Genomic DNA, 24,268 nt, shown 5'->3' with positions numbered 1-24,268 from the left:
GGGCCTACGACGCCGCCATGGCCGACCGCAGCGGTTCCCACCACGAGGGGTGGGCGCCGTACCAGTCGATCACCTCGGTCAGCCCCCGCTCGAAGTCGACCCTCGGTGTGTAGCCGAGCGCACGCAGCTTGTCGTCCGCGAGGGAGTAGCGTTGGTCGTGGCCCTTGCGGTCGGCGACCCACTCCACTCGGTCCCACCCCACACCGAAGGCGGAGAGCAGTCTCTGGGTGAGTTCGAGGTTGGTGAGCTCGGCGGTGCCGCCGATGTGGTACACCTCGCCCGGCGCACCATGCTCCATCACGACGCGAACGCCCTGGCAGTGGTCGTCCACGTGGACCCAGTCGCGAACGTTGCGTCCGTCCCCGTACACCGGGACGCACCGTCCCTGGAGCAGGTTGGTGACGAAGAGCGGGACGACCTTCTCCGGATACTGGCGGGGGCCGTAGTTGTTGCCGCAGCGAGTGACGCACACCGGCAGCCCGTGGGTGCGGGCGTAGGCCAAGGCGATGAGATCACCTCCGGCCTTCGCCGCCGAGTAGGGGGAGCGCGGGTCCAGCGGGGCGTCCTCGCTCCAGCTCCCCGTCGCGATGCTCCCGTACACCTCGTCCGTGGAGACCTGGACCACTCTGCGGACCCCGGATTCGAGGCAGGCCTGCATCAGGGTCTGGACGCCGAGCACGTTCGTGCGGGCGAACGCCGTGCCGTCCGTGATGGAGCGGTCCACATGCGACTCGGCGGCGAAGTTGACCACCACGTCGTGGTCCGGAAGGAGCCGCGCGAGCAGGTCGGCGTCGCAGACGTCGCCGCGAACGAAGTCGATCCGATCGGCGACCTCATCCAGGTTCGACTTCCTGCCCGCGTAGGTCAGCTTGTCGAGAACCGTGACCCGGTCCCGAGTACGGGACGCGGAGTGCTCGCCGAGCAGCTTGCGCACGAAGTGCGAGCCGATGAAGCCCGCACCGCCCGTGACCAGAGTTCTCATCGCTTGTTCCGAGCCTTTCCATGCTTGCGCAACCCCGCCGGGCGGCGTGGGACGCGGCGGGTGAGGGGGTCAGGTGCTGATCCGCACCTGGCTGTGGTCACCGAGCACGAGTCGGTGCGCCCGCGGTGTGGGAGGGGCGGGGACGATCTGCGACTCCCGACCGATGAGGGAGCGCTCGATACGGCGCATCCCCTCGATCGAGGCGCCGCGGAGCACGATGGAGTACTCGATCTCGCTCGCGTTGATCCGGCAGCCGCCCTCGATGGACGTGAACGGTCCGATGTAGGAATCGTGGATGACCGCGTCCGGTCCCACGGTCACGGGGCCGACGATGCGCGAGCGGACCACCTGGGCGCCCTCGGCCACGGCCACGCGCCCGACCAGGTCGCTCTCGGTGACGGAGCCCGCGATCTGCGGCTCCAACGTCTCCAGGACGTTCCGGTTCACCTCCAACATGTCGTCCACGTTCCCGGTGTCCTTCCAGTAGCCGGTGATGGTGGTGGAGTCCACCCGCTCGCCCGCGTCGATCAGCCCCTGGATGGCGTCGGTGATCTCCAGTTCGCCGCGAACGGAGGGTTTGAGGTGCGCGACGATCCCGTGGACGGCGGGCGTGAACATGTACACTCCGGCCAGCGCGAGGTCGCTCTTGGGGTGGGTCGGTTTCTCCTCCAGTCCCACCACCTGGCCGGCGGCGTCCAGTTCGGCCACGCCGAACGCCTGGGGCGTGCTGGTGTGGGTCAGCATGAGTTGGGCGGCGGGGCGGAGCCGGCGGAAGCGGGCGGCCAGGTCGGCGAAGCCGCCGACGATGAAGTTGTCGCCCAGGTACATGACGAAGTCGTCGTCGCCCAGGTACTCGCGAGCGATGAGGACACCGTGCGCCAGCCCCAGCGGGGCCTCCTGTCGCAGGTAGGTTACTTCGAGGCCGAAACGGCTGCCGTCTCCGACGGCCTCCTCGATCTCGGCGGCGGTATCCCCGGTCACGATTCCGATTTCACGCACTCCGGCTGCGGAGATCGACTCTAAGCCGTAGAACAGTACAGGTTTGTTGGCGACGGGGACGAGTTGTTTCGCGGAGGTGTGGGTGATAGGGCGCAGCCGCGACCCGGACCCGCCAGCCAGTACCAGAGCCTTCATGGGCTGAGGGCCTCCTCAGGAGTCGAAGGGGTGGTCTAAGGGTTATCCTTTCCCTCCTGTTCGGGGAGATTCCATCAAGGAAACTGAAGATATTCTCAAGACTTTCTTCTGCCGTGATTCGGCCAGGTCCCTCGTGATGTCGCCTGGTGGCGGCCTCGCGTGCTGCTAAGGTGCGACGGCGGCGGGCTCGGTTCCCTGAAAGAGTCTCTTACGGTCCGATGAGTTTTATTTGTCGGTCAGCTGCTTGTTCCCCTTTGTGTTGAAAGTTACCCTGGGTGCCAATGGTTGTTGGCGAAAGGGGGAGTGCTCGGTTTGCGTTCCCTGGAGACCCCGAGGAGTTTCGAATTGGATATGCCGGATCTCATGGAAGTCTGGAATGACGAGCAGATCGGCCCATGGCATTCCTATCACATTTCCGGTATGCCGGAACTGATCAGCTCGATGCATCTGTGCATGTCGATCTATGCTTTCGTCGAGTCCGGATGCCTCGAACGGTTGCGCGCCAGGGAATGGGCGTCTCCGGTGGAGATCCTCGGCGAGGGGGACACTGACACCGGCCGGGGGTTTCTTCGGTACCTGCGGGTGTGCGGCGTCCTGGACCGGAGGGAGGGGTGCTACCGGCTGTCTCCGAAGGGGACCCTCCTCACCAGTGAGATCTCGCTGGCCCGGCTCGGCTTCTATCTTGAGGCGTACGCACCCGTCACCGCCAGGATGACCGACCTGATCACGAACAAGGTCGAGTACGGGCGCGACGTGACCCGGGCGGGCGGAGCGCTCAGCCGTCACTCCGGAACCGTCGCCACGGTGTCCTACGTGGGACTCGTCGCGGAGGCCCTCTCGGATCGGCAGCCGCGTCGGATCCTGGACATCGGGTGTGGGGACGGGTCTCTGATCCTCCAGCTGTGCGCACGGCTTCCCGAGCTGTCGGGCGCGGGAATCGACATCTCCCGCGCCGCCGTCGACAACGCCAGGGCGGACAGCGAACGGGGCGGGCTCGCCGACCGTACGAATTTCGAGGTCGCCGACGCCTTCGCACCGGACACCTGGTCCGAGAAGGCGGCGGAGGCCGATGTTCTCGTCGGGGTCGGTGTGATGCACGAGCTCTTCCGGGACGGTGAGGACGCGGTGATCGCGGTCCTCGACCGCCTCGCCGACGTCCTGACCGAGGGGAAGGTGTTCCTGCTCGGGGAGCCGGAGCTGCGCTACGACAACCGGGAAAACGACTCCGACTTCTTTCTCGTGCACGTCCTGACCGGCCAGGGCATACCGCGGGACCGGACGGCGTGGCTGGACGTGTTCCGGAGGTCGCGGCTGCGATGCGAACGCGTCATCACCAATGCCGCCGCGGGGCCGCGCACCTGCTTCTACGAGCTGACCGCGCGCTAGCCGCAGACCCAGGGGAGCCGACTCACGGGAGAAGTGGGTTTCGCCCGTATGGAGGGGCGGTGGTGGACGGACGACACCGTCCACCACCGCCCCTCGTGCGCTCGTCCGGGGATCAGACCGGGGGCCTCATCGGCATACCGCGTAGGCCTGGCGGCCGCGCGGACCCGCGCCCGCGCGCAGGAACCCGTCCCGGCCCACGCCCACGATGCAGGCCTTGGCACCCATGGACATCTCGGGAACCACGTCGACCACGTGCCCCCTGCGTCGGAGTTCGGCCACGGTCGCGGAGCCGACCCCGGCCTCTGCCACCATCGTTCGGTGCCGGCGTCCACGAGGGGTGAACGACGACGGGAAGTGGTCGGTGTGGAACAGGGGAACCTCGGTGCTGCGCTGGAGGTCCATGTCGAACTCGACCGCGGCCAGGAAGGTCGCCAGCGTCCACTGGTCCTGCCGATCGCCCCCCGGGGTGCCGAAGGCCAGGCGGGGCCGTCCGTCCTGGGAGACCAGCGTCGGGCTGAGCGTCGTGCGGGGACGTTTGCCCCCGGCTACTGAGTTCGGGTGCCCTTCGACCAACCACATGGTCTGACCCCGTGTGCCGAGTGGGAAGCCCAGCCCGGGGACGACCGGGGAGCTCTTGAGCCAGCCTCCGCTGGGAACCGCGGCCACCAGGTTCCCGTACCGGTCGGCCACCACGAGCGCACAGGTGTCGCTGGGCTCCAGCGTGGCCCGCAGGACGACAGTGGGCATCCCGCTCTGCAGCTGTCCCATCCAGTCCCCGCCCCAGTCGGGAACCGGGTCCGGGTCGATCACGGGCACCTCGGAGGTTCGACCGCCCAGAATCCCCGGAGCGGGGTCCGGGTTGGCCCGATCCTCGATGAGCCGTCTCCGGGCCGTGTTGTACTCCGTGGAGAGCAGAGTCGTGAGCGGTGAGTCGGGACGGGTGGCGGGGTCCCCGTACCACGCCTCCCTGTCCGCGAAGGCGAGTTTGGCCGCCTCCGTGAGCAGGTGGACGTACTCGGGGCTGTCCGGGGCCAGCGAACGCAGGTCGTAACCCTCGAGGAGGGCCAGTTGTTGGAGGAAGACCGGCCCCTGGGACCAGGGGCCCGGCTTGTTGACGGTCAGTCCGCGGTAGTCGCCGCGGAGCGCCGGCTCGACGTCGGCCCGCCACGTCGCGAGGTCGTCGCCGGTGAGCAGCCCCCGGTGCCGGCGCCCGGAGGCGTCGAGAACCGCGGTCGAGGCGACGAACCCGTCGATGGCGTCCGCCACGAAGCCTTCGTAGAACGCGCGTCTGGCGTTTTCGATCTGCGTCTTCCGGTCCGTGCTCCCCGCCCGCCCCTCGGCGACGAGCCGACTCAGCACGGCGGCCAGGTCGGGGTTGGTCAGCCGGTCCCCGGCCACAGGGGCGCTGCCCCCGACCAGGTACGTCTTGCCGGAGGAGGCCCACTCGTCCTCGAACAGCGGGACGAGCGCGCCGATCGCCTTCGCGGTGTCGGGCATGACCGGATAGCCGTTCGTGGCGTATCCGATCGCCGGGTCGGCCACCGTCTCCAGGGGGAGCCGACCGAAGTCGGCGAGCAACCGCAGCCAGGCGCCCATGGCTCCGGGGACGGCGGCGGGAAGGAGGCCGGACCCGGGGATCTGGCGTAGGCCCAGGCCGGTGAAGTGCGTGATGTCCGCGCCGCTGGGCATCGGCCCCTGCCCGCAGATGACGGAGGCGTCCTCCTCTCCGGAGCGCTGGGCGATGATGGCGACGTCGCCGCCGGGGCCGTTGGAGTGCGGCTCGACCACCTGTAGTACCAGCCCACCCGCGACGGCGGCGTCGAAGGCGTTGCCGCCCTGCTCCAGGACGGCCATCGCGGCGCCCGACGCCAGGGGTGAGGTGCTGGAGACCGCTCCGATGTCTCCGATGAGTTCCGGTCGGGAGACCATGGCTCACGCCTCCCCGACGGTTCCGGGGGCCCCGAAGACACCGGGGCCGGGCGTGAGGACGTGGTCGGGGTCGTAACGTTCCTTCGCGGAGCGGAAGTCGTCCCAGGCCTCGCCGTAGTGCTCGCGCCACTCCGGTTCCGTCATCCGTACCGAACCGATGGGGTAGAGCACGCCGCCGTGCCGCTCCCGGGTCAGGGACATCAGGCGCTCGTTGCGCGCGAGCATGGAGTCGGCGAAGCCCGGTTCCGGGTCCGGGGTCTCCGACACGGTGTTGATGTCCACGACGAACATCCACTCCGATCCGTGCGGTTCGGGGACGCGTGGCAGCGGGCGCGTGGCGTGTGAGCGTCGCTGCGGGTAGATCAGCCCGGCTCCGTAGGGGCCGATGTCCTGGGGGGTCAGTGTCGGGTGGATGTCGGTGAAGAAGTCCTCCAGCCTCGAACCCGGGAGCCAGGTGTCGAACCACGGTTTGACGAGCCGGTCCCATCCCTCGGTCTCGCACAACGGATCGATGAGGTTGTCGATCGAGAGCACGTGGTCCATGTATCCCCGGTCCTCGATCTCAGGCGAGGCTCCCAGGCCGTCCAGGATCGCCTGGTCGTCCGGAGCGCTGGGGGAGTCGTAGAACGACGTCGCGAGCAGCGTGAACGTCGGGTTCGCGCCGGGTGCGACGAACTCGGCGTAGACATGGTCGACGCCGACGCGGTCGATGACCGTGCGCAGGTCGCGGAAGAAGGTCCCGCTGTCGGTGTAGCCGAGGACGTAGGTGCGTGCCCGTTCGGCGGCGGGGACGAGGTCGATGGTCGCCTTCGTGATGATGCCGCACTGGCCGAGCCCACCGAGCATGGCGTGGAAGAGGTCGCTCCTGTGCGTGGGGGAGCAGCGCTCGATGGCCCCGGTTCCGGTGACGACCTCCAGTTCGCGTACGTGGTCCACCTGGAGTCCGGTGCGCAGGCCGCCGACGATTCCGCCGACGCCGCCCACGGACAGGGTTCCGCCCACGGTGAGCCCGGTGTAGCCGGTGAGGACCGGAGGTGTCAGCCGCGGCGACTGGTCGTAGGCGGCTCTGGTCAGGTCCCTCCACAGGACACCGGCGTCGACCTCTGCGAAGTCCGGGCCAAGGGAATGGATACGGGCGAGGTGCCGGTTCTCGATCAGCAACCCCCGCGAGAGCCCCTGGCCGAAGGTGGTGTGCGCCTGGCCGCGGCTGGACACCGGAATTCCCTGCTCCCGGCAGAAGGCGACCATCGCGGCGACGTCGCGCGCCGACCCGGGGCGCAGGACCGCACTCGGCTTCTCGGAGGAGAGGTTTCCCAGATCCACGGCTGCCGCGTCACGGGACTCGTCGTCGACCGCCAGAACGCCGTCCAGCGGAGGGATCGGGGCGAGCGCTGAGCGCGGTTCTCCGGATTCGACAGTTATCCATTGTTTAGCGAATGGATCGAACCCGATGACCTTATCGATCGACTCGATGTTTCTTTCGGGCATGTAATCCCCTCCGAGAAATTCTTGATTCCCTGATCCCGGTGTAGCGTATCCAGGTGCGTCGATTAAGTGCACTCAGGTATTCTCAAATTGTTTATAAAGTCTCTTGTCGCTGCCTCTCGTCGCTCGCTCGAACCCTCACTCGGCCGACTTGGCGCGGGCCCGACGGAGCCCCTCGGGCCGGTGTTGACGACGGCCCGGTCCGGCCCTGGCCCGGGGCACCCCGACTTCGTCGATATCCCAGCGAAGCAGCAGGTCAGTCGGTAAGGTCCTGATCGGCCCCGTCCCCCCTGTCGGCCACGTCTCCGCGCCGCCGACGGGTTCGTCCGGCGGATACGAGGACGCCTCTCGGTCCGTTTCCGGCAGTCGCGAGGGCGGATCCCCCGCTGACTCTCAAAGGAAGTTCACTGGTATGACGATCGTTGTGACGACGCCGACCGGGCATGTCGGCTCGCGCGTGGTGCGGCTGCTGATACAGGCCGGGGTCCGGCCCACCTTGCTGGTCCGCGACGAGGGGCGGCTCGGGGAGGAGACCCGTCGGCGGGTCGACGCCAAGCAGGGGGACCTCACCGACGGCGCCTTCGTCCGTACCGCGGTGGCCGGTGCCCGGACTGTCTTGTGGGTCGATCCCACGCCGCACACGTGCCCCGATCCGGTCACGGTCTCGCTGCGGACCGCCGAGGCGCTCGCGCGGGCCGCGGAGGCGGGAGACGTCGACCGCATCGTGCTGCTGAGTAGCGTGGGGGCCGAGAAGAGGGGCGGCGCCGGCCATATCGACGGACTCGCTCGGATCGAGGAACTCTTCGAGGCCACCGGGGCCGACGTGTTCCATCTACGCTGTGGGTACTTCTTCACCAATCTGCTGGCGGCCGCCGACTCGCTCGCGTGTGGTGTGCTCACCACAACGGTCGATCCGGACCGGCCCATGCCGTGGGTCGATCCCCGCGACATCGGGGACGTCGCCGCCGCGCGTCTGCTGAACGACGGGTGGTCGGGCCTCGGGGTCCAGGCCGTCCACGGCCCGGAGGATCTGAGTTACCGGCGTGTCGCCGCGATCCTCAGCGAGGTGCTCGGCCGGAACATCGGGGTGCGCCACATGAGCGATGACGACCTGCGCGGAGTGCTGCGCTCGGCCGGACTGCGCGACGGTGCGGTCGAGGGCATCGTCGGCATGGCGGCGGGTACCCGTGACCTGGTCCCCGAACAGTCACGGGACGTGGTCACCACGACGCCAGGATCGTTGGCGGCATGGGCCTACGAGTACCTGCGTCCGGCCCTTCCGTAATTCATCCGGCAAAAGCCGAGGACGAGCGGATCTGCGCACCCTTTGAGCTGGGGTATTGTCGCGATGTCCTGGTAACGGGCCGACCGAAAACAGCCTCTTTACAGACAACCTCATGCATGATAGAAATGTGAGACTTGGCCTTTTTGTAGCTTATTGTGAAGAATCTTCCGTTAATAATCGCTCTAGGTCGTCAGTTCATCCTTTGTCCTATCGGTTTAGTTGAACTGAGTGGTCGTTTCTCATGACAGGAAATTTCAGCATGACCTGGGGAGGCCCTCCTGTTCTGGTGGTCGCGGACTGTGAGGGCTCCGACGAAATACTCAGGGACCTGCGAAGGCATGGCCTATTGGGGGAATTAGTTTCGACCGGCGCCGAGGCGATGTCCAGATACGAGGAGTTCCAGCTCGTTCTCGTGGACCTCGACCTGGAGGACTTCGACGGCCTGACCCTGTGTCGGGAGATGCGCAAGGTGAGCGACATCCCCATGATCGGGTTCACGTCGTCAGAGATGAACCGGATCCTCGCGCTGGAGGGAGGGTGCGACGACTGCATCGACAAGCCTTATTCCAGCCGGGAGTTCATGGCACGCATCAGTGCCCTGCTCAGACGCTCTCGGGTCTCCTCGTCGTCGGCGCTCGCCTTCGGTGAGCTGTCGATACATCCCACGACACGAGAGGTGCGGGTGGGCGACCGGTCGGTCAAGGCGACCCGCAAGGAGTTCGAACTGCTCCACCTGCTGGCGTCCCACTCGGACTCTCTCTTCTCCCGCGCGGAGCTCCTCCGCAGGGTGTGGCAGTTCAACGTCGTGCAGGACGAGGTCACTCCCCTGGCCAGCCGAACGATCGACACCCACGTGAGCAGCCTCCGCAAGAAGCTCGGCGCACCGGACTGGATCGTCACCGTTCGCGGTGTGGGATTCCGCTTCAACGACCCCGACGCTTCACACGAATCACACTGAGCCCCGTCTGTCGCACCTGGGGGACCTTCGTCCACTCGGAGCACGGGGCCCGTGACTCACGCTCCGGACGGAGTGTGGGGCGCGTCTGCCGCCCACCGGACGACCCGCTCACGAGACCGTCCTGTCTCCGGGACACAGGACGGCGTCGCGGCCAGCCGGAACAGTGTGCCGCCGCTCTCTCACCCTCACGCTGACGGCGTTCGTGGTCCGGTCCCGACGTCGACCACGCCTCGTCGAGCTCGGCGTCACCCTCTCGGTCCGGGAGGTGACGCCCATGTGCCTGCTCGCGCAGGGGAGTTCCTGGTGCAGATCGGGGGTCCCGTACCGGGTCTCAACCGCTGATCTACGTCCAGTAGATTCGGGCGGAGTCCGCTGAAGCCTGAGGTGCGTCTGGCCTGGTGCCGGACGCGAACGGTCGGGGCCGTCTGGTGGCGTCCGCTGCCACGGTCAAGCGACGGTCAGACACAGCGAAGGGCATGTGCCGGATCTCTCCGGAACATGCCCTTCGCTGGTCATACTCTGTGGGCGATACAGGACTCGAACCTGTGACCCCTACCGTGTCGAGGTAGTGCTCTAGCCAACTGAGCTAATCGCCCCAGTGAGACTGGGAGGTGGAGACGGGATTTGAACCCGTGTAGACGGCTTTGCAGGCCGCTGCCTCGCCTCTCGGCCACTCCACCGAGTACACGTGGAGCGATCTCTCGCCCCGCGCCTCCTCCGAGCGGACGACGGGATTCGAACCCGCGACCCTCACCTTGGCAAGGTGATGCTCTACCAGCTGAGCCACGTCCGCTTGCTGCCCGGTCCGGCCCTCGTCTCCGTTGGCCTCGCCTTGCTGCTGGTACAGACTTTAGCGGAGATTCGACAGACGGCAAATCGGAGCCCGGCGGGGTGGTGCGGCGCTCCCCTGGGTGGGTGCGCGGGGGCGGTAGCGTCCGCGTCAGGTGTCCCGGGCAGACTCGGGGCACACCAGCAGTGAAGTGGACGGAGCGGCATGGACATCCCCGTGGCGGACGGTGCGGCGTGTGGAGGGCACGGAGGTGCCGTCTCCTGGGCGCGGGCGCGTGAGCGGGCCCGCGAGCTCGGGGCGCGCCTGCGCACGCCCGCTCGTGAACTTCCTCTGGGCCGGGCGCTGGGTGGTGTGCTCGCTGACGAGCTGAGGGCCCTGGTGGGCCTGCCCGCCTTCGACGCGTCGGCGATGGACGGGTTCGCCGTGGCGGGGGAGGGGCCGTGGCTCCTGGTGGGCTCCCAGCTGGCCGGGGCACCGGTCGCCGGGCTCTCCCTGGGCCGAGGTGAGGCTGTGGAGATCGCCACCGGCGCCCGGGTGCCGAAGGGCACGGAGTCGGTCCTGCCCTACGAGCACGCCGAAGTGGTGGACGGCCGGGTGCACGGCGAGGCCCAGCGCGGGCGGCACGTGCGCTGGTCGGGGGAGGAGACCGCGCCGGGGGAGCGGGTGCTGGAGGCGGGCACCGAGGTCACCCCGGCGGTGCTGGGGCTGTCGGCGAGCCTGGGCCACGACGGTCTGGAAGTGCGTCTTCCCACGGTGTCCGTACTGGTCACCGGGGACGAGATCGCCGCCAACGGCCTCCCCGGCGAGGGCTTGGTGCGGGACGCGCTCGGCCCGTTGCTGCCCGGGGTCCTCACCTGGGCCGGCGCGCACCTGGAGCGGGTGCGGATGCTGGGGGACGGCTTCGGGGACCTGGGTGAGGCGTTGGCCACGGCCGGGACCGACGTGGTGGTGGTCTGCGGCTCCTCCTCGAAGGGACCCGCCGACCACCTGCGCGGGGTGCTCCGGGAGCTGGACGCCGAGGTGGTCGTGGACGGGGTGGCCTGCCGCCCCGGACACCCCCAGTTGCTCGCGCACACGGGCGGAACCGTGTTCGTGGGCCTGCCCGGCAACCCGAACGCCGCGCTCGTGGCGTCACTCACCCTCCTGGTCCCGCTGCTGAGCGCGATGTCCGGCCGCCCTGACCCGTCTGGTGGCCTCCCCGGGGCGACCATGGTCGGCGAGGTGGCCTCCCGGCCCGACGACACGCGTCTGGTCGCGGTGCGGGTGGGGGAGGGGCACGTCGAACCGGTGGGCCACGACCGCCCCGGCAGTCTGCGTGGTGCCGCTCTGGCCGATGCCTACGCGGTGGTGCCCCCGGGCTGGGCGGGTGGCGCGGTGGAACTCCTGCGACTGCCCTGACCCCGGACCCACGCCCCCGGGCACACGTCGGCCCCCGAGGGAACTCCCTCGGGGGCCGAACTGCGATCCCTGTTACTTCGCGGGCTCGTTGGTCTCGACGGCCACGGGCGCCTCTGAGGCACCGGTCGTCGCAGGGGCCTCAGACGCCTCCTGGTGGAACGCCTCGGGCTCCGGGGTGTCCACGGCCGGGTTGCCGTGTCCGCGCAGCAGGAACCAGGCCTGCGCCGCCGCGGCGAGCACGATCACCACGGCGATGGCCGAGGTGAGGTGCATGCCGTCGGTGAACGCCAACCGAGCCGAGTCCATCAGCGCCTCACCGGCGGGCCCGCCCAGGTCGGCGGCCGTGTTGGCGGCACCGCCCAGGGTCTCCCGGGCGGCCTCGGTCGCGGAGTCGGACACCCCGTCCACCTCGGTGAGGTGCCCTCGGTAGAAGGCGGTCAGCACGCTGCCCAGCACCGCGACGCCCAGCGCACCGCCCATCTCGTAGGCGGTCTCGGAGATCGCGGACGCGGCGCCCGCGCGCTTGGGCGGCGCGGCCGACATGATCGCGCCGTTGGTGAGCGTCTCGGCGAAACCGGTGCCCAGCGAGATCAGCACGAAGGCGGTGATCACGAGACCGACGCCACGAGTGACGTCGTCGGCCGGGGTCAACACCAGCGCGCCGAATCCGGCCGCCGTCACGATCAGGGACACCCCGATCACGGTGGACAGGCTCAGGTGGCGGGCCACCCGCGCGGCCACGAGACCGGCGACGATCGACAGGACCAGCCCGGGCAGCAGCACCATGCCGGCGCGCATCGGCGAGACGCCGAGCACCAGCTGGAGGTACTGGGTGAGGAAGAACAACGACCCCACCAGGGAGAACACGATCATCAGGTTGGTGACCACCGCCACGCTGAACACGCGCGAACGGAACAGGTGCACGTCGATCAGCGGGTCCTTGAGCGCCCGCTGACGGCGGACGAACAGGTAGCCGAGGGTCAGACCGAACACCAGCGAGACGACCGGCAGGAGGTCGAGCCCGCCGGTGGCCAGCTTCTTGATCCCGAAGACGACGGGCAGCATGGCACCCAGCGACAGCACGACGCTGAGCATGTCGATCCGTCCGGAGTCCGGGTTGCGGGACTCACGGACCAGCAGCGGCACCAGGATGAGGATCAGCGCCATCACGGGCAGGTTGATCAGGAAGACCGAGCCCCAGAAGAATTGCTCCAGGAGCCAGCCGCCCAGGATCGGGCCGAGGGCCGCGCCGCCGGAGAAGCCCGACGCCCAGATCGCGATGGCGAGCAGGCGCTGGCGCGGGTCCAGGAAGATGTTGCGCAGCAGGGACAGGGTCGAGGGCATCAGCGAGGCCCCCGCCACTCCCAGCAGGGCGCGGGCGAGGATCAGTGTCTCGGCGTTGGGTGCGAAGGCGGCCAGCAGGGAGGCCGCGCCGAAGGCCGCCGAACCGATCATGAGCAGGCGTCGCCGACCGATCCGGTCACCGAGCGAACCCATGGTGATCAGCAGTCCGGCCAGGATGAAGCCGTAGATGTCGATGATCCACAGCAGCTGCCCGGAGGAGGGGCTCAGTGCCTCGCTCAGGGCGGGGACCGCGAAACCGAGCACGGTCATGTCGACCGAGATCAGTACCACGGGCAGGACCAGGACGGCGAGTGCGGCCCACTCGCGCGGGCCCGCGAGTGCGGGTGGGGACCCGGTGCCCCCGTGCGTGTGGGTGGCGCCGTTTCCGGCCTTGGCGGAACTCATCTTTCCCTCGTCATCGCTTGTGGGTTGCGCGCCCTTCGGAGTGAGGGCGCGGGCCCGGCGGGTGGCTGGCGCCGTCCGGGCTGGTGGGACGGGAAGTCTGGTCGACCGGGGTGCGGCACGGTGGTGCGGGCACGATCCGGGACTCTTCAACCGTCCAGCCGGTACAGTACCGTCCAGCCGGTACAGTGTCAATCGTGAGTACATCGAACACGCGGGACAGAATCCTCGACGCTTTACAAGACATCCTGATCGCCGAAGGTTATTCCTCGGTGACCCTGGAAGCGGTCGCACGCGCCGCCGAGGTCTCCAAGGGCGGGCTGCTGTACCACTTCCCCTCCAAGTCGGCCATGATGGTCGGCCTCATGGAGCGCGTCCGCGCCCTGGCGGAGGAGGAGTTCCGCGAGGCGGTCGAGAGTGACGAGGGCGTGGTTCGCTACTTCCTGCGTACGTCGCTGCCGCAGACCACGGTGGAGGGCGAGCTCTACTGGGCGGTCATCGCGGCGCTGCGCAGCAAGGAGGACATCCCCCCGGAGGCGGGCGTCCTGGTGAAGGAGTTGTTCACCCGCTGGGGCGAACTCCTGCACGCCGAGCTCACTGACCCGGTGCTGGCCGAGACCATCCGCCTCGCCGGGGACGGCATGTACATGTCCTCGATCGCCGGTCTGGGGAGCCCCGACCCCGAGCTGACCCAGCAGGTGATCGACCGCCTGGCCGAGGCCTCGGACCAGGTGCGCCGGGATCGCTGAGGCCCGGCCGTCCGTGCGGTTCGGCGAGCCTGGTCAGAGGCGGTCCTCGAACACCTGGACCTCCTTGTCCCTCACCGGCACGCGCACGGTCGGGGTGAACCCCTGGCGCTCGTAGTAGCGGATGAGTGAGCCGTCCCCGCCCGACCAGCAGTCCACCCGGACCAGGGAGATCCCGCGTTCGCGGGCCTGGGTGCGGGCGTGGTCGAGGAGCCTGCCGCCGACACCGCGACCCGCGTGTCTCCGGTCGGTCAGCAGCAGGCGCACGTAGATCTCCCGCTCGTCGACCGGCGGCGCGTAGTCAAGGGCGGACTCGCTGATGACCAGGGCGCCCGCTGTGATCCCGTCGCTCTCGGCGACCCACAGACCTTCCGAGGCCAGCCCGCGGACCATCTCGACCCTCTCGGGGATCTCCGACCAGGGGCGGGTGCCCCACTGCTCGGCGGAGCCGCGTTCGGTGAGCCACACGACCGCTTCGTCGAAGAGCCGCAGGAGTTCGGCGGTGTCGTCCGCGCCGCCTTGACGCAGTCGCATGGGCTGGCTCCTTGGTGCTCGCTTGTCCCGGGTCGGGGAACCCTACTGGTCGGGATCCCCGGACGGCATCTGCTTTTCCGGTGCCCCCACGTGCCCGAGTCCTCGGGGACACCCTCACCGGAGGGGTGGTGTGCGGCGTGCTGGTGGGTCGGGGTGATCGGTGGGTGTCGGATTTCACGATCCAGCGCGGGGGCGGGGCCGTGCGAAGCGGGCCTCTTCGTCATGTGGATGGCATCATGAATCACCCTGGAGGGCACCGTTGGTCGTCTTCTCGAAGGTGACAGTGTGGTGCTGTTCACGTGTCCTCGAACGTGGTTTACTTCCCAGTAACTTCGTTGCCGTCACCGGGCGCCGGGTCCACCGGGTGCCTGCCCAACTGGCGAGGTGAAGTGTGCACTACCGCGAGATGTGGGGCGTGCCGTGTCGACCGGGAGGCTTCTCTTGGCAAGACTGTTCCCACCTCACCGGAGCGTCCTCGGGGTGAGAACACGCCGACGGGAAAGCGGGGAGCGGATGCACAGGCTCACCAACCGGGTACGACCGTACGCCTGGGGAGCACGCGCTGCCATTCCTCGTCTGCTGGGTACCGAGCCGGACGGAAGTCCCCAGGCCGAGCTCTGGCTGGGCGCCCACCACGGCGCCCCCAGCACCGCGCACTGCGACGGCGGCGACAGGCTCCTCCCCGATCTGATCTCCGCGGACCCGCACCGCGTCCTCGGCCACGGGACCGCCGAACGCTTCGGCTCGCGCCTGCCCTACCTCCTCAAGTACCTCGCCGCCGAGGCGCCGCTCTCCCTCCAGGTCCACCCCGACGCCGAGCGGGCCCGCGCCGGGTTCGAGGCCGAGGAGCGCGCGGGCATCCCGCTCGACGCCCCTCACCGCAACTACCGCGACCCCCACCACAAACCGGAACTCCTGCTCGCCCTGGAGCCCTTCGAGGCCCTGTGCGGGTTCCGTGAACCCGCCGCCACCGTCGCCGACCTCATCGGGCTCGACAACGACCTGGCCACCGCGCTCCGCGATGACCTGTCCGACTCCGACACCCACGCGGCGCTCCGTGCGGCCCTCACCCGCCTGCTGACCCTCCCGGCCTCGGACCGGTGCCGGATGATCGAGGAGTTCGTCCGGGAGTGGTCCGGTGGAGGCGGACGCGGGCCCCACGCGGAGATCGTCACCGACCTGGCCGCCCGTTACCCCGGGGACCCGGGCGCCGTCGCCGCCCTGCTACTCAACAGGGTCACGCTCTGGCCGGGTCAGGCCCTCTTCCTCCCGGCGGGCAACATGCACGCCTACCTCCAGGGCACCGCCGTGGAGGTGATGGCCAGCTCCGACAACGTGCTCCGGGCGGGTCTGACCGCCAAGCACGTGGACGCGCCCGAACTCCTCGACGTGGTGGACTTCTCGGTGCTCCCCATCCCGTACGCCCAACCGGGATTCCTCGACGGCCGCCGGGAGTTCCGCCCGGCGGCGCCGGAGTTCGCTCTGCACGAGATCGGCCCGGGCCGGATCACCGCGCACCTGCCGGGCGACGGCCCCACGGTGGTCCTGGCGCTGCACGGGACCGTGGACCTGGTCGCCGAGGTCGGCGAGGGGGTCACCCTGGGCCGGGGCGAGTCCGTGTTCGTCCAGGCCGACAGCGGCCCGATCAAGGTCGAGGGCCACGGCCACGTCATCGCCGCCACGGTCGGGGACCACGAGCGCGCGCGGGTGTGACCTCGGGCCTCCCGACGCGGAGCCGAAATCCGCTGGCGCGCCGGGCGGTGGCCGACCATGCTGGCGTCCATGACTTCCTCGGTGCTGAACATCGCGATCGACTGTGCGGACGCCTACGAGCTGGCCCGGTTCTGGAGCGGGGTGACCGGGCGCCCCCTGCATCCGGAGGACCGGCCGGGTGAGCCGGAGACCCAGGTGATGTTGGCGGAGGGGCCGGTGCTGCACTTCAACCAGGTACCCGACGCGAAGACGGTCAAGAACCGCCTGCACCTGTGCCTGCGCCCGGAGACCTCCCGGGAACAGGAGGTGGAGCGGCTGCTGGGGATCGGCGCCGCGTTCGTCGGTGACCACCGCAACGCGGACGGCTCCGGCTGGGTGGTCCTCGCTGACCCCGAGGGCAACGAGTTCTGTGTGCTCCGCAGCGCATCCGACCGGGCCGCGACGGGTTCCTGAACCCCGGGCCTCCGGTCCCCTGTGCCCCCGGGACTCGGACCCCTGCGCCCCCGGGCCTCCGGGCCTCCGGGACCCGGACCCCCGGGCCCGACCCCCGGGTGCTCCGGGCCTTCCGCCCTGGGACGGGCCCGTCGTGGACGGCCGGTGCCCCGAGTCCCCGGATTCCCGGATCGTGAACCCCGACTTCCGGCCCTTTTGCGAACTCTGTCCGGCACCATCGGTCACCACCGATAGCCTGGGCCTCTCTGTTCACGTCTTCAACCGAGGGGACCCACCATGGCGCTTGAGCGTCCTGAGATCGACTTCATCGAAGGCCCGCCGCCCGCGGACCTCCAGATCACCGACATCACCGTCGGCGAGGGCGACCAGGCCGGGCACGGCAGCACCGTCAGCGTGCAGTACGTCGGTGTCTCGCACTCCACCGGTGAGGAGTTCGACGCCAGCTGGAACCGCGGCGAGCCCCTGCGTTTCAAGCTGGGCGCCCGTCAGGTCATCCCCGGCTGGGACCAGGGTGTCCTGGGCATGCGCGTCGGCGGCCGCCGTCAGCTGGTCATCCCGCCGGGCCTCGCCTACGGCGACCGCGGCGCCGGTGGCCTCATCAAGCCGGGGGAGACCCTGGTGTTCGTCGTCGACCTGGTCGACGTCAACTAGGACACTCCGCGCCGCCGCCCGGCCAGGGGTCCCCGAGGCCGAGCGGTGGGCGGACGAACCGGGGTCCGTGAGGCGTCTTCGAGCGCGGAGCGGGCCCCGGCTCGGTCGCGAGGCCCACCTTGGTGCGAGGAACGGGCCCCGTCCGGCGTGAGCCCTACCTGAGGGTCGCGCCCACCTTCACGTGGCCCTTGAGCAGGTCGCGGGCGATGGTGCGGCGCTGGATCTCGTCGGTTCCCTCGAAGATGCGCAGGAGCCGCAGGTCACGGTAGAAGCGTTCGACGGGCAGTTCCCGCGTGTAGCCCATACCGCCGTGGATCTGCATGACGCGGTCGACGATCTCGTTGGCCTTCACGCCGCCGAACAGCTTGGCGATCGACTGCGCGTGCCGTGAGTCCACGCCCTGCGAGACCTGCCAGGCGGCGTGCAGCACCAGCAGCCGCAGAGCCTCGATCTCGGTCTGGGAGTCGGCGATCATCCACTGGATGGCCTGCCGGTCCGCGATGGGCGCCCCGAAGGTCTCCCGGGTCTTCGCGTACACGATGCCCATGTCGAGCAGGCGTTCGCAGCCGCCGAGGGCGCGGGCGGGCAGCAGGTAGCGGCCCCGGCCGATCCACTTCATGGCCAGGGCGAAGCCCTTCCCCTCCTCACCGAGGATGTTCTCGTGGGGGACGCGCACGTCCTGGAAGACCAGGGACGCCGGGCGGCGCTCGCCCATGGTGTCGATGGGCTCGGAGGTCCAGCCCATGTCGCGGTCGACAAGGAAGCAGGTCACGCCGCCGTTGGCGCCCCTCTCGGGGTCGGTGACCGCGAAGACCAGGGCGAAGTCGGCCTCCTCACCGCCGGTGATGAAGGTCTTCTCGCCGTTGATCACCCACTCGTCACCGTCGCGGACGGCCCGTGTGCGGATGGCCTTGGCGTCGGACCCGGCTCCGGGTTCGGTGATGGCGAAGCAGGACCTGCGCTCGCCCTCGATGGTGGGGAGCAGGTAGGCGCGCTTCTGCTCCTCGTTGGCATGGAACAGGATGTTGTCGGCCTCGCCGCCGAACTTGAACGTGAGGAAGGTGCGGCCGAGTTCGGTCTCGATGAGAGCCTCCGTGACGGCGTCCAGGCCCATGCCGCCGTACTCCTCCGGCGTGCCCACACCCCAGAAGTCGGACCTGCGGGCCAGCGCGCGCAGCCGGGCCTTCTCCTCGTGGGTCAGCCCGGGCGGGTGGCCCTCACGTTCGCGGCGCAGCGCTTCGTTCTCCAGAGGCATGAGCTCCCGCTCGACGAAGGTCCGCACCCAGCTCTGGATGGCGCGCTGCTCTTCGCTCAGTGAGAAATCAATCACGGCTGCTCCCAAATAACCTAACGCTGTTCGGTTATTCGAGAGTACGTCGCGCCCGTCAACTCACGCAAGGGGTCGGCCGTACGGTCGGGGACGCGACCGAACCAGGGGCGTTCGACGGGAGTCGGGGCGCCACCGTGCGATGATCAGCGCTGACGCCGGACAGCCCGGCGCTCAAGAGCAGCGCGGAAGGGGAGCCCCGCCGTGGCCCGACCCAAGACACCGATCCTGAGCAAACCGGCCATCCGTGAAGCCGCGCTCGCGCTCATCGACCGGGACGGGCTGGAGAAGCTCTCCATGCGCAAGCTCGCCCAGGAGCTCGCCGTGCAGGCCGCCTCGCTGTACAGCCACTACCGGACCAAGGAGGAGCTGCTCAGCGAGGTCGCGGAGGAGGCCACCAGACACATCGACGTCTCGGCCTTCGGAAACCGCGACTGGCGCCGGGGCCTGGCCGTGTGGGCGCGCTCCTACCGCGCCGCCCTGGCCCAACACCGCAACCTGCTGCCGGTGATCGCGGCCGGTCCGGGCCGTCGTGAGGAGGCGCTGCGCCGGGCCGACGCCGTGCACGGAGGGCTCGTGGGCGCGGGCTGGCCGCCCCGGTACGCGACCATGATCGGTGCCTCCACCAAGTACCTGGTGGTGGGTGCGGCGACCCACTCCTTCGCGGGCGGCTTCGACGACGACGTGTGGGTCTACCAGGACCGCTACCCGAACCTGTCGCAGGCCCACCGGCTGGCGGAGGTCGCGGCCGAGATCGACGAGGACAGCTTCGAGCTGGCGTTGACGGCCTTCCTCGACGGCCTGGTGCCGGTCTACGAGAGGGTGCGCGTGCGGACCGGCGAGTAGACCCGAGTCAGCGCGGTGGCGTGGTGGCGTCGATCCACTCGCACAGGAGGTCCAGCCCGGCCTCGGCGCGGCCCAGGTCGCCGGTGGACAGGTAGTCGGCCTCCAGGCCGGAGAAGGCCGCGTTGAGCAGCGTGGCCTGGCTGAGGGCGCGGTCTGGCGAGGCGCCGCGCAGGGTCAGGCAGGAGGCGACGAACTCCGCCCGCCCGCGCAGGAACCCGGCGCTGGACGCGGGTAAGCGTCCCGCCGAGGCCAGACCCTCGATCTCGCGGATGAGCCGGGTCATGGGGAGTTCCGGGCCGAGGTTGCGCTCCCAGGAGTCGCGGACGATGTCGCTGACCGGGACCGCCGGGTCCTCCCACCCCTTGGTGGCCAGCAGCGACCGGTGCTGACGCTCGTCCAGGCGGGACAGGACCGCCGAGAGCAGGTCCTCGCGGTCGGCGAAGTGATGGGTGAACACGCGGGTGCTCTGCCCCAGTCCCTGGGCGAGGCCGCGCAGCGTGAACCCGCTGATCCCGGTTTCCGCGAGCTGTTCGATCACGGCGTCCAGGACCTCGCGTCGCCTCGCGGGGTCGGCCTTCCGAGCCATCTGTACCTCCTGCTGGTCCTCCCGGATCCAACTCTGGCACAGGCGGCGGGGTGGCCGACGCCGCTTGCGGGGCGCCCTCGTCGGACGGGGCGCCCCGCGCGGGTTCACGGGGTCAGGAGCGGGCGAGCGCGTCCACGCCGGTGAGCTCGGCCGACCACGCCCAGAGCCGTTCGGCCTGCTCGGGATCACGGGCGTGGGCGGCCACCCCGGCCTCTCCCTGCTTGGTGTCGGCGGACTCGGGAGGTTCGGCGATGTCGCAGTTCTCGCAGTACACCCCGCCCAGGTCCGTGAGCCGCGGGGAGGTGGCCGCCCACACCTGGGTGGCGGCGCCCTGCTCGGGAGACTTGAAGACGGGGTCGACGATGTTGCCCTCCTCGTCGATCCACCCCCGGTCCACCTGCTCCTGGGCGGTCATGTGCCGCTGGAGCGGGGTGAGGATGGCGCCCGGGTGCAGGGAGAAGGCCCGCACCCCATGCGCACTGCCGAGCCGGTCCAGGTGCATGGCGAAGAGGGCGTTGGCGGTCTTGGCCTGCCCATAGGCCAGCCAGCGGTCGTAGCCCCGCTCGAACCACGGATCGTCCCAGCGGATGCCGGAGGCGTGGTGTGCGGCGGAGGACACCGAGACCACCCGGGTTCCGTCGGTGAGCCGGTCCCACAGATGGTTGACCAGGGCGAAGTGCCCCAGGTGGTTGACGGCGAACTGGGCCTCCCAGCCGGGCCCGACCACAGTGTGCGGGCTGGCCATGATTCCGGCGCTGTTGATCACCAGGTCGATCCGGTCGTGCGGGAAGGAGGCGGCGAAGGCCCGCACGCTGTCCAGGTCGGCCAGGTCCAGCGCGGAGGTCTCGGCGCCGGGGATCGTCGCCAGGGCCTCCTGGGAGAGTTCGGGCCTGCGGGCCGGGACGACCACGCGGGCGCCCGCCCCCGCGAGGGCCCGCGTGGTCTCCAGGCCGATTCCCGAGTAGCCACCGGTCACCAGTGCGACCCGTCCGGTGAGGTCGATGCCGTCGAGGACGTCGGCCGCGGTGCTTCGCATGCCGAACCCGGACCCGATCCTGCTCTGTTTCGTGGTCATGCGGCCCACGCTAGGACCTGGAGCGCGCTCCAGGTCAAATCTCACGCGCCGACACCCGCTCCGGGCCGCCACCCGCTCCGGGCCGCCACCCCGATGCGCTTGGGAGCCGCGCCCGGGAGGAGCCCTGCCCGGTGCGCGTGCGGTTCCCGGGGAGCCGGAAGGGCCCAGCGGGGCCGGAGGTTGTCCACAGGCCCGGACCCAGGGCTTGTGGCGGGTCGCGGGCTCCCGGAGGATCGAAGGTGGAGGGCGATCCAGGGGGTGGTGCGGGGTGTGGCAGGCGGTGCGGTGGACGTGGGAACAGCTCTGGCGGTGGATACGGGGGCGGGCCCGGAAGCCGGGATGGGCGGGTGCGGTGGAGCGGGGCCCCGACGGAAGTACGCCGGTGGTGACCTGGGGCCACCACCGGCGCCGCTCTTCCATGAGTAGTCCTGTGAACCTCCGCCCGGTCGGGAGGTCGGTCTCAGGCCCCTGGCCGGAGTCGCGGCCGATCGCGCCCCTTCGGCAGTGGTCCTCCCGAAGAGGGAGAGCGGGAGCCACCTGCTGAGGGGGACGGCCCGATGTGTGGTCGGCCTGAAGCGATGGGGGAAGGGTTTCCCTTGGGAGTGGACAGCCCGTCCTGACCAGTGGCCTTCTTGGGTGGGCCGTCCTCGGGCCGTCCGGTCGGCCGGGTCAGGAGCCGGTGGGTTTGATGTCCACGTTGGTGGACAGCGCCCCGCGCTCCAGTTGGTCCAGCAGGCCTCCGCCGGACCCGGCAGCGGCCTGAGCCGCGACTGCCTTGCCGTAGCGGATGCGGGTGAAGGTCTCGGGCAGCCGCTTCTCCAGACGTTGGTGGGCGGACCTGCCCAGCAGCCAGGCGGCCAGAGCCCCGTTGGCCAGCGCCACCGGAACGGCCAGCCAGGGCACGCCCTGGACACCCGCCCACACGAGGGTTCCGAGGGCGGGGGCCGACAGCAACGGCAGGGCGACCAGGCTGATCCACACCTGGATCTGGTTGTCACCGGCGTCGTTGGCGTCCACTCGCAGGTGCGGGTCCACCCCCGGGGTGACAGCCACCACCGACAGCAGGAGCGTCAGCCCGGCGGTCACCCCCAGGAACACCACCAGGCCCGACACCACGTACGGAACTGCCCAGTACGCTCCGGAGGCGACCACGGCCACCAGGCTCAACGCCGCCGATGACGGGCCCGCGAGCAGGGCGAACGCGATCTGTCTGCCCCGCACGTCGGCGCGGAGGGTGTCGCGTCCCTGGCCGACCACGGTCAGCCACAGGGCGGTGCCGTCGTGCCCGTACATGTTGGCGCCTCCCAAGCCGATCACGAGGAGGGCCACCACACCCGCGAAGGGAGCGATCTGTGGCAGGTGACCGATCAGCCCGAACACCCCGATGATCAGACCCGTCCACAGGGCGGCGCGAAGTTCCAGGCCGCGCCACGGGTCCCGCCACCACTGACGCAGCTCCTTGCCGACCACCGCGCCCAGCGGGGTGTCCGGCAGGAACGAACGACCGCCGAGCAGTACCCGCGAGCCCAGCGGCCGCGACCGTCTCCGCACACCGCGGGGGGCCACGCTCGGAGCCAGCAAGCGCACGGTGACCAGCACCGTCACCAGGGTCAGCGCGCCGAGTGCGCCCAGCCAACCGAAGGCCGCCCCCCACGACCCCGCGGCGGCCGCGTCCACAGCCAGCACCGGCCAGGAGGTCGGCACCACGGACAGCACGGTCAGGACCGTGCCCTGGAGCCCTTCCCGGGACAGGCTCGACACGGCCGAGAACGCTGGCTGGACCACCATCCACCCGAAGAAGAGTCCGGCCAGGATCAGGCCCCATTGCAGGGAGGCGATCTCCATCCCGATCCGGCTGTGCATGGCCGCGCCCAACGCCCGGAACACCAGGCGCGACAGCGACACCATGAGCACCAGCAGCGCCAGCATGCCGAGCAGTCCCAGGAACAGCGCGGCCGGATCCGAGGCCCACGCGTGCCAGGCGACCGTCGCCGTGGCCACCAGGGTGAGCAGCGGGCCCGTGCCGACGAACGCCGTCGCCAGCAGCCCGGCACCCACCCGGTTCCGGTCCAGAGGCAGCAGGGTGAAGTATTGCGCCCGCAGCACCCCCACCCCGTTGGTGATCGTGGGGCCCAGCAGCCATCCGCAGGCCCAGACCGCGAGGGCCAGCATGAGCAGGCCCGACCGGACCTGGTCGGAGGTGGCCGCCACCGCCAGGTACCAGGTCAGCGCGACCCCCAGGGCGATCATCACCAGGGAGAAGAACCTCGTGCCGACGGAGCTGTGCCGTCCCAGGGTGATCTTGAGGCGAATCAGGAGTTCAACCACGCCAGATCCCCCTCCCCGACCTCGCGGGCCCCGACCAGACGGACGAAGGTGTCCTCCAGGGTCGCGTCCGCGCCCCGGACCTCACCGAGCGTGCCGTCCGCCAGCACGCGCCCCTCCGCGATGATCGCCACCCGGTCGGTGAGCTGCTCCACCAGGGCCATCACGTGGCTGGAGATCACCACGGTGCCGCCACCGTCGGTGAACCGGCGCAGGATCGCCGTCAGCACCCGCGCCGAGACCGGGTCCACCGCCTCGTACGGCTCGTCCAGGACCAGCACGTCCGGGGCGTGCAGCAGCGCGGTGGCCAGGCCGATCTTCTTGCGCATACCGGTGGAGAACTCAGCGACCAGCACGCCGTCGCGCTCCGCGCCGTCCAGTTCGAGGACCTGGAGCAGTTCCTCCGCGCGGGTCCGGGTGACGTCGCGGGGCAGGCCGCGCAGCCGCCCCCAGTAGTCGAGCAGTTCGCCTCCGGTGAGCCGTTCCGGCAGGGAGAGGCCGTCCGGAAGCACGCCCATCCGTTGCTTGGCCTCGACCGGGTCCCGCCACACGTCCACGCCGAGGACCCTGGCGGTGCCGGAGTCCGGGCGCAGCAGACCTACGGCCATCGACAACGAGGTGGTCTTGCCCGCGCCGTTGGGGCCGACCAGGCCCAGCGTGGCGCCGCGCGGGACGGCGATGCTGACGTCGTCAGCCGCCCGCGTCTCGTTGAAGGTCTTGGTGAGTCCGTCCAGTTCGAGGGCTGGAACGTCGTCGCTAGTCATGCTGCCCATACTCCGGGAACGCCGTCCGGTTCGCATCGGTCAACCGGACAGACCCGCTGGCCGGGTGGCCAGCATGAGCACGCCACACCTGGCCTGGTGATCGAGGTGCCCGGCGGACACGTCGTTCTAGGCTGGAATCCGGCCAGGACGTGACA

20 protein-coding genes and 3 tRNA genes are annotated in these 24,268 nt (G+C 69.9%); 9 read left to right on the top strand and 14 right to left on the bottom strand.

Translation table 11 applies throughout. The features are described from left to right. Positions 1-4: 4 nt before the first annotated feature. A complete protein-coding gene (gene rfbB / locus BDW27_RS03815) occupies positions 5-982 on the bottom strand; it encodes a dTDP-glucose 4,6-dehydratase (RefSeq protein ID WP_110048248.1) in 978 nt (325 codons plus the stop codon). 69 nt (positions 983-1,051) lie between these two features. Further along, positions 1,052-2,116 carry a glucose-1-phosphate thymidylyltransferase gene (locus tag BDW27_RS03810; RefSeq protein WP_110048247.1) on the bottom strand — a complete coding sequence of 355 codons (1,065 nt, stop codon included), beginning with the start codon at positions 2,114-2,116 and terminating at the stop codon, positions 1,052-1,054. Positions 2,117-2,569: 453 nt separating this feature from the next. Between BDW27_RS03810 and BDW27_RS03805 the strand changes: the two genes are divergently transcribed. Then, positions 2,570-3,502, top strand: a complete 933-nt coding sequence (locus BDW27_RS03805; RefSeq protein WP_199560531.1) for a cyclopropane-fatty-acyl-phospholipid synthase family protein — start codon at positions 2,570-2,572, stop codon at positions 3,500-3,502. Positions 3,503-3,628: 126 nt separating this feature from the next. Here the strand turns inward: BDW27_RS03805 and BDW27_RS03800 are convergent, their stop codons facing one another. Beyond that, the gene (locus tag BDW27_RS03800) at positions 3,629-5,431 is read right to left on the bottom strand and encodes a gamma-glutamyltransferase family protein (protein WP_110048246.1); all 1,803 of its coding nucleotides are present in this window, start codon (positions 5,429-5,431) and stop codon (positions 3,629-3,631) included. A gap of 3 nt (positions 5,432-5,434) precedes the next feature. Beyond that, entirely contained in the window at positions 5,435-6,919 is a 1,485-nt protein-coding gene (locus BDW27_RS03795; RefSeq protein WP_233515622.1) for an FAD-binding protein, read from the bottom strand. A gap of 409 nt (positions 6,920-7,328) precedes the next feature. Here BDW27_RS03795 and BDW27_RS03790 point away from each other — a divergent pair, with 409 nt between their 5' ends. Both BDW27_RS03790 and BDW27_RS03785 read left to right on the top strand, forming a co-directional pair. Next, complete coding sequence (locus tag BDW27_RS03790; RefSeq protein ID WP_017545389.1) at positions 7,329-8,201, top strand: NAD(P)H-binding protein; 873 nt, start codon at positions 7,329-7,331, stop codon at positions 8,199-8,201. A gap of 241 nt (positions 8,202-8,442) precedes the next feature. Next, complete coding sequence (locus tag BDW27_RS03785) at positions 8,443-9,159, top strand: response regulator transcription factor (RefSeq protein ID WP_370446418.1); 717 nt, start codon at positions 8,443-8,445, stop codon at positions 9,157-9,159. Positions 9,160-9,681: 522 nt separating this feature from the next. On the opposite strand, the gene BDW27_RS03780 is transcribed toward BDW27_RS03785, so the two are convergent. The 3 genes from BDW27_RS03780 to BDW27_RS03770 form a co-directional block, all read right to left on the bottom strand. Continuing rightward, a tRNA-Val gene (locus BDW27_RS03780) sits at positions 9,682-9,755 on the bottom strand. A 13-nt stretch (positions 9,756-9,768) separates the two neighbouring features. After that, positions 9,769-9,839 (bottom strand) — tRNA-Cys (locus tag BDW27_RS03775). Positions 9,840-9,879: 40 nt separating this feature from the next. Beyond that, positions 9,880-9,952 (bottom strand) — tRNA-Gly (locus BDW27_RS03770). A 201-nt stretch (positions 9,953-10,153) separates the two neighbouring features. Here BDW27_RS03770 and BDW27_RS03765 point away from each other — a divergent pair. Then, positions 10,154-11,347, top strand: a complete 1,194-nt coding sequence (locus BDW27_RS03765; RefSeq protein WP_110048244.1) for a molybdopterin molybdotransferase MoeA — start codon at positions 10,154-10,156, stop codon at positions 11,345-11,347. A gap of 72 nt (positions 11,348-11,419) precedes the next feature. Here BDW27_RS03765 and BDW27_RS03760 read toward each other — a convergent pair whose 3' ends face one another. Then, positions 11,420-13,096, bottom strand: a complete 1,677-nt coding sequence (locus BDW27_RS03760) for an MFS transporter (protein ID WP_110048243.1) — start codon at positions 13,094-13,096, stop codon at positions 11,420-11,422. Positions 13,097-13,290: 194 nt separating this feature from the next. Here BDW27_RS03760 and BDW27_RS03755 point away from each other — a divergent pair, with 194 nt between their 5' ends. After that, positions 13,291-13,842 (top strand): TetR/AcrR family transcriptional regulator, encoded by a 552-nt coding sequence (locus BDW27_RS03755; RefSeq protein WP_026129411.1) that lies wholly within the window; start codon positions 13,291-13,293, stop codon positions 13,840-13,842. Between the two features lie 33 nt (positions 13,843-13,875). Here BDW27_RS03755 and BDW27_RS03750 read toward each other — a convergent pair whose 3' ends face one another. Further along, on the bottom strand, positions 13,876-14,373 hold the full coding sequence (locus BDW27_RS03750) for a GNAT family N-acetyltransferase (RefSeq protein ID WP_110048242.1): 498 nt from the start codon (positions 14,371-14,373) through the stop codon (positions 13,876-13,878). A 513-nt stretch (positions 14,374-14,886) separates the two neighbouring features. Between BDW27_RS03750 and manA the strand changes: the two genes are divergently transcribed. The 3 genes from manA to BDW27_RS03735 all read left to right on the top strand — a co-directional run bounded on the left by manA (position 14,887) and on the right by BDW27_RS03735 (position 17,190). Continuing rightward, entirely contained in the window at positions 14,887-16,086 is a 1,200-nt protein-coding gene (gene manA, locus BDW27_RS03745) for a mannose-6-phosphate isomerase, class I (protein WP_199560530.1), read from the top strand. Between the two features lie 69 nt (positions 16,087-16,155). Beyond that, positions 16,156-16,539, top strand: coding sequence for a VOC family protein (locus BDW27_RS03740; RefSeq protein WP_026129412.1), 384 nt, complete (start codon positions 16,156-16,158; stop codon positions 16,537-16,539). 276 nt (positions 16,540-16,815) lie between these two features. Beyond that, the gene (locus BDW27_RS03735) at positions 16,816-17,190 is read left to right on the top strand and encodes an FKBP-type peptidyl-prolyl cis-trans isomerase (protein ID WP_017545397.1); all 375 of its coding nucleotides are present in this window, start codon (positions 16,816-16,818) and stop codon (positions 17,188-17,190) included. A gap of 154 nt (positions 17,191-17,344) precedes the next feature. Here BDW27_RS03735 and BDW27_RS03730 read toward each other — a convergent pair whose 3' ends face one another. Continuing rightward, on the bottom strand, positions 17,345-18,520 hold the full coding sequence (locus BDW27_RS03730) for an acyl-CoA dehydrogenase family protein (protein ID WP_110048240.1): 1,176 nt from the start codon (positions 18,518-18,520) through the stop codon (positions 17,345-17,347). A 201-nt stretch (positions 18,521-18,721) separates the two neighbouring features. Between BDW27_RS03730 and BDW27_RS03725 the strand changes: the two genes are divergently transcribed. Then, positions 18,722-19,363, top strand: coding sequence for a TetR/AcrR family transcriptional regulator C-terminal domain-containing protein (locus tag BDW27_RS03725; RefSeq protein ID WP_017545399.1), 642 nt, complete (start codon positions 18,722-18,724; stop codon positions 19,361-19,363). Between the two features lie 7 nt (positions 19,364-19,370). On the opposite strand, the gene BDW27_RS03720 is transcribed toward BDW27_RS03725, so the two are convergent. The 4 genes from BDW27_RS03720 to BDW27_RS03705 form a co-directional block, all read right to left on the bottom strand. After that, positions 19,371-19,949: a TetR/AcrR family transcriptional regulator gene (locus BDW27_RS03720; protein ID WP_017545400.1), complete on the bottom strand. Its 579-nt coding sequence runs from the start codon at positions 19,947-19,949 to the stop codon at positions 19,371-19,373. Positions 19,950-20,061: 112 nt separating this feature from the next. Continuing rightward, positions 20,062-21,024, bottom strand: a complete 963-nt coding sequence (locus BDW27_RS03715) for an SDR family NAD(P)-dependent oxidoreductase (RefSeq protein ID WP_110048239.1) — start codon at positions 21,022-21,024, stop codon at positions 20,062-20,064. Positions 21,025-21,693: 669 nt separating this feature from the next. Beyond that, a complete protein-coding gene (locus tag BDW27_RS03710) occupies positions 21,694-23,352 on the bottom strand; it encodes a hypothetical protein (RefSeq protein ID WP_110048238.1) in 1,659 nt (552 codons plus the stop codon). Further along, entirely contained in the window at positions 23,337-24,113 is a 777-nt protein-coding gene (locus tag BDW27_RS03705) for an ABC transporter ATP-binding protein (protein WP_017545403.1), read from the bottom strand. Before BDW27_RS03705 ends, BDW27_RS03710 begins: the two co-directional genes overlap by 16 nt. Positions 24,114-24,268 lie beyond the last annotated feature (155 nt).

It is taken from the genome of Nocardiopsis sp. L17-MgMaSL7 (assembly GCF_003182025.1).
In the GTDB taxonomy this organism is placed as follows: Bacteria; Actinomycetota; Actinomycetes; order Streptosporangiales; family Streptosporangiaceae; genus Nocardiopsis; species Nocardiopsis prasina.
Note: the sequence above shows the minus strand (reverse complement) of the source record. Positions and strands in the feature narration are given on the sequence as shown.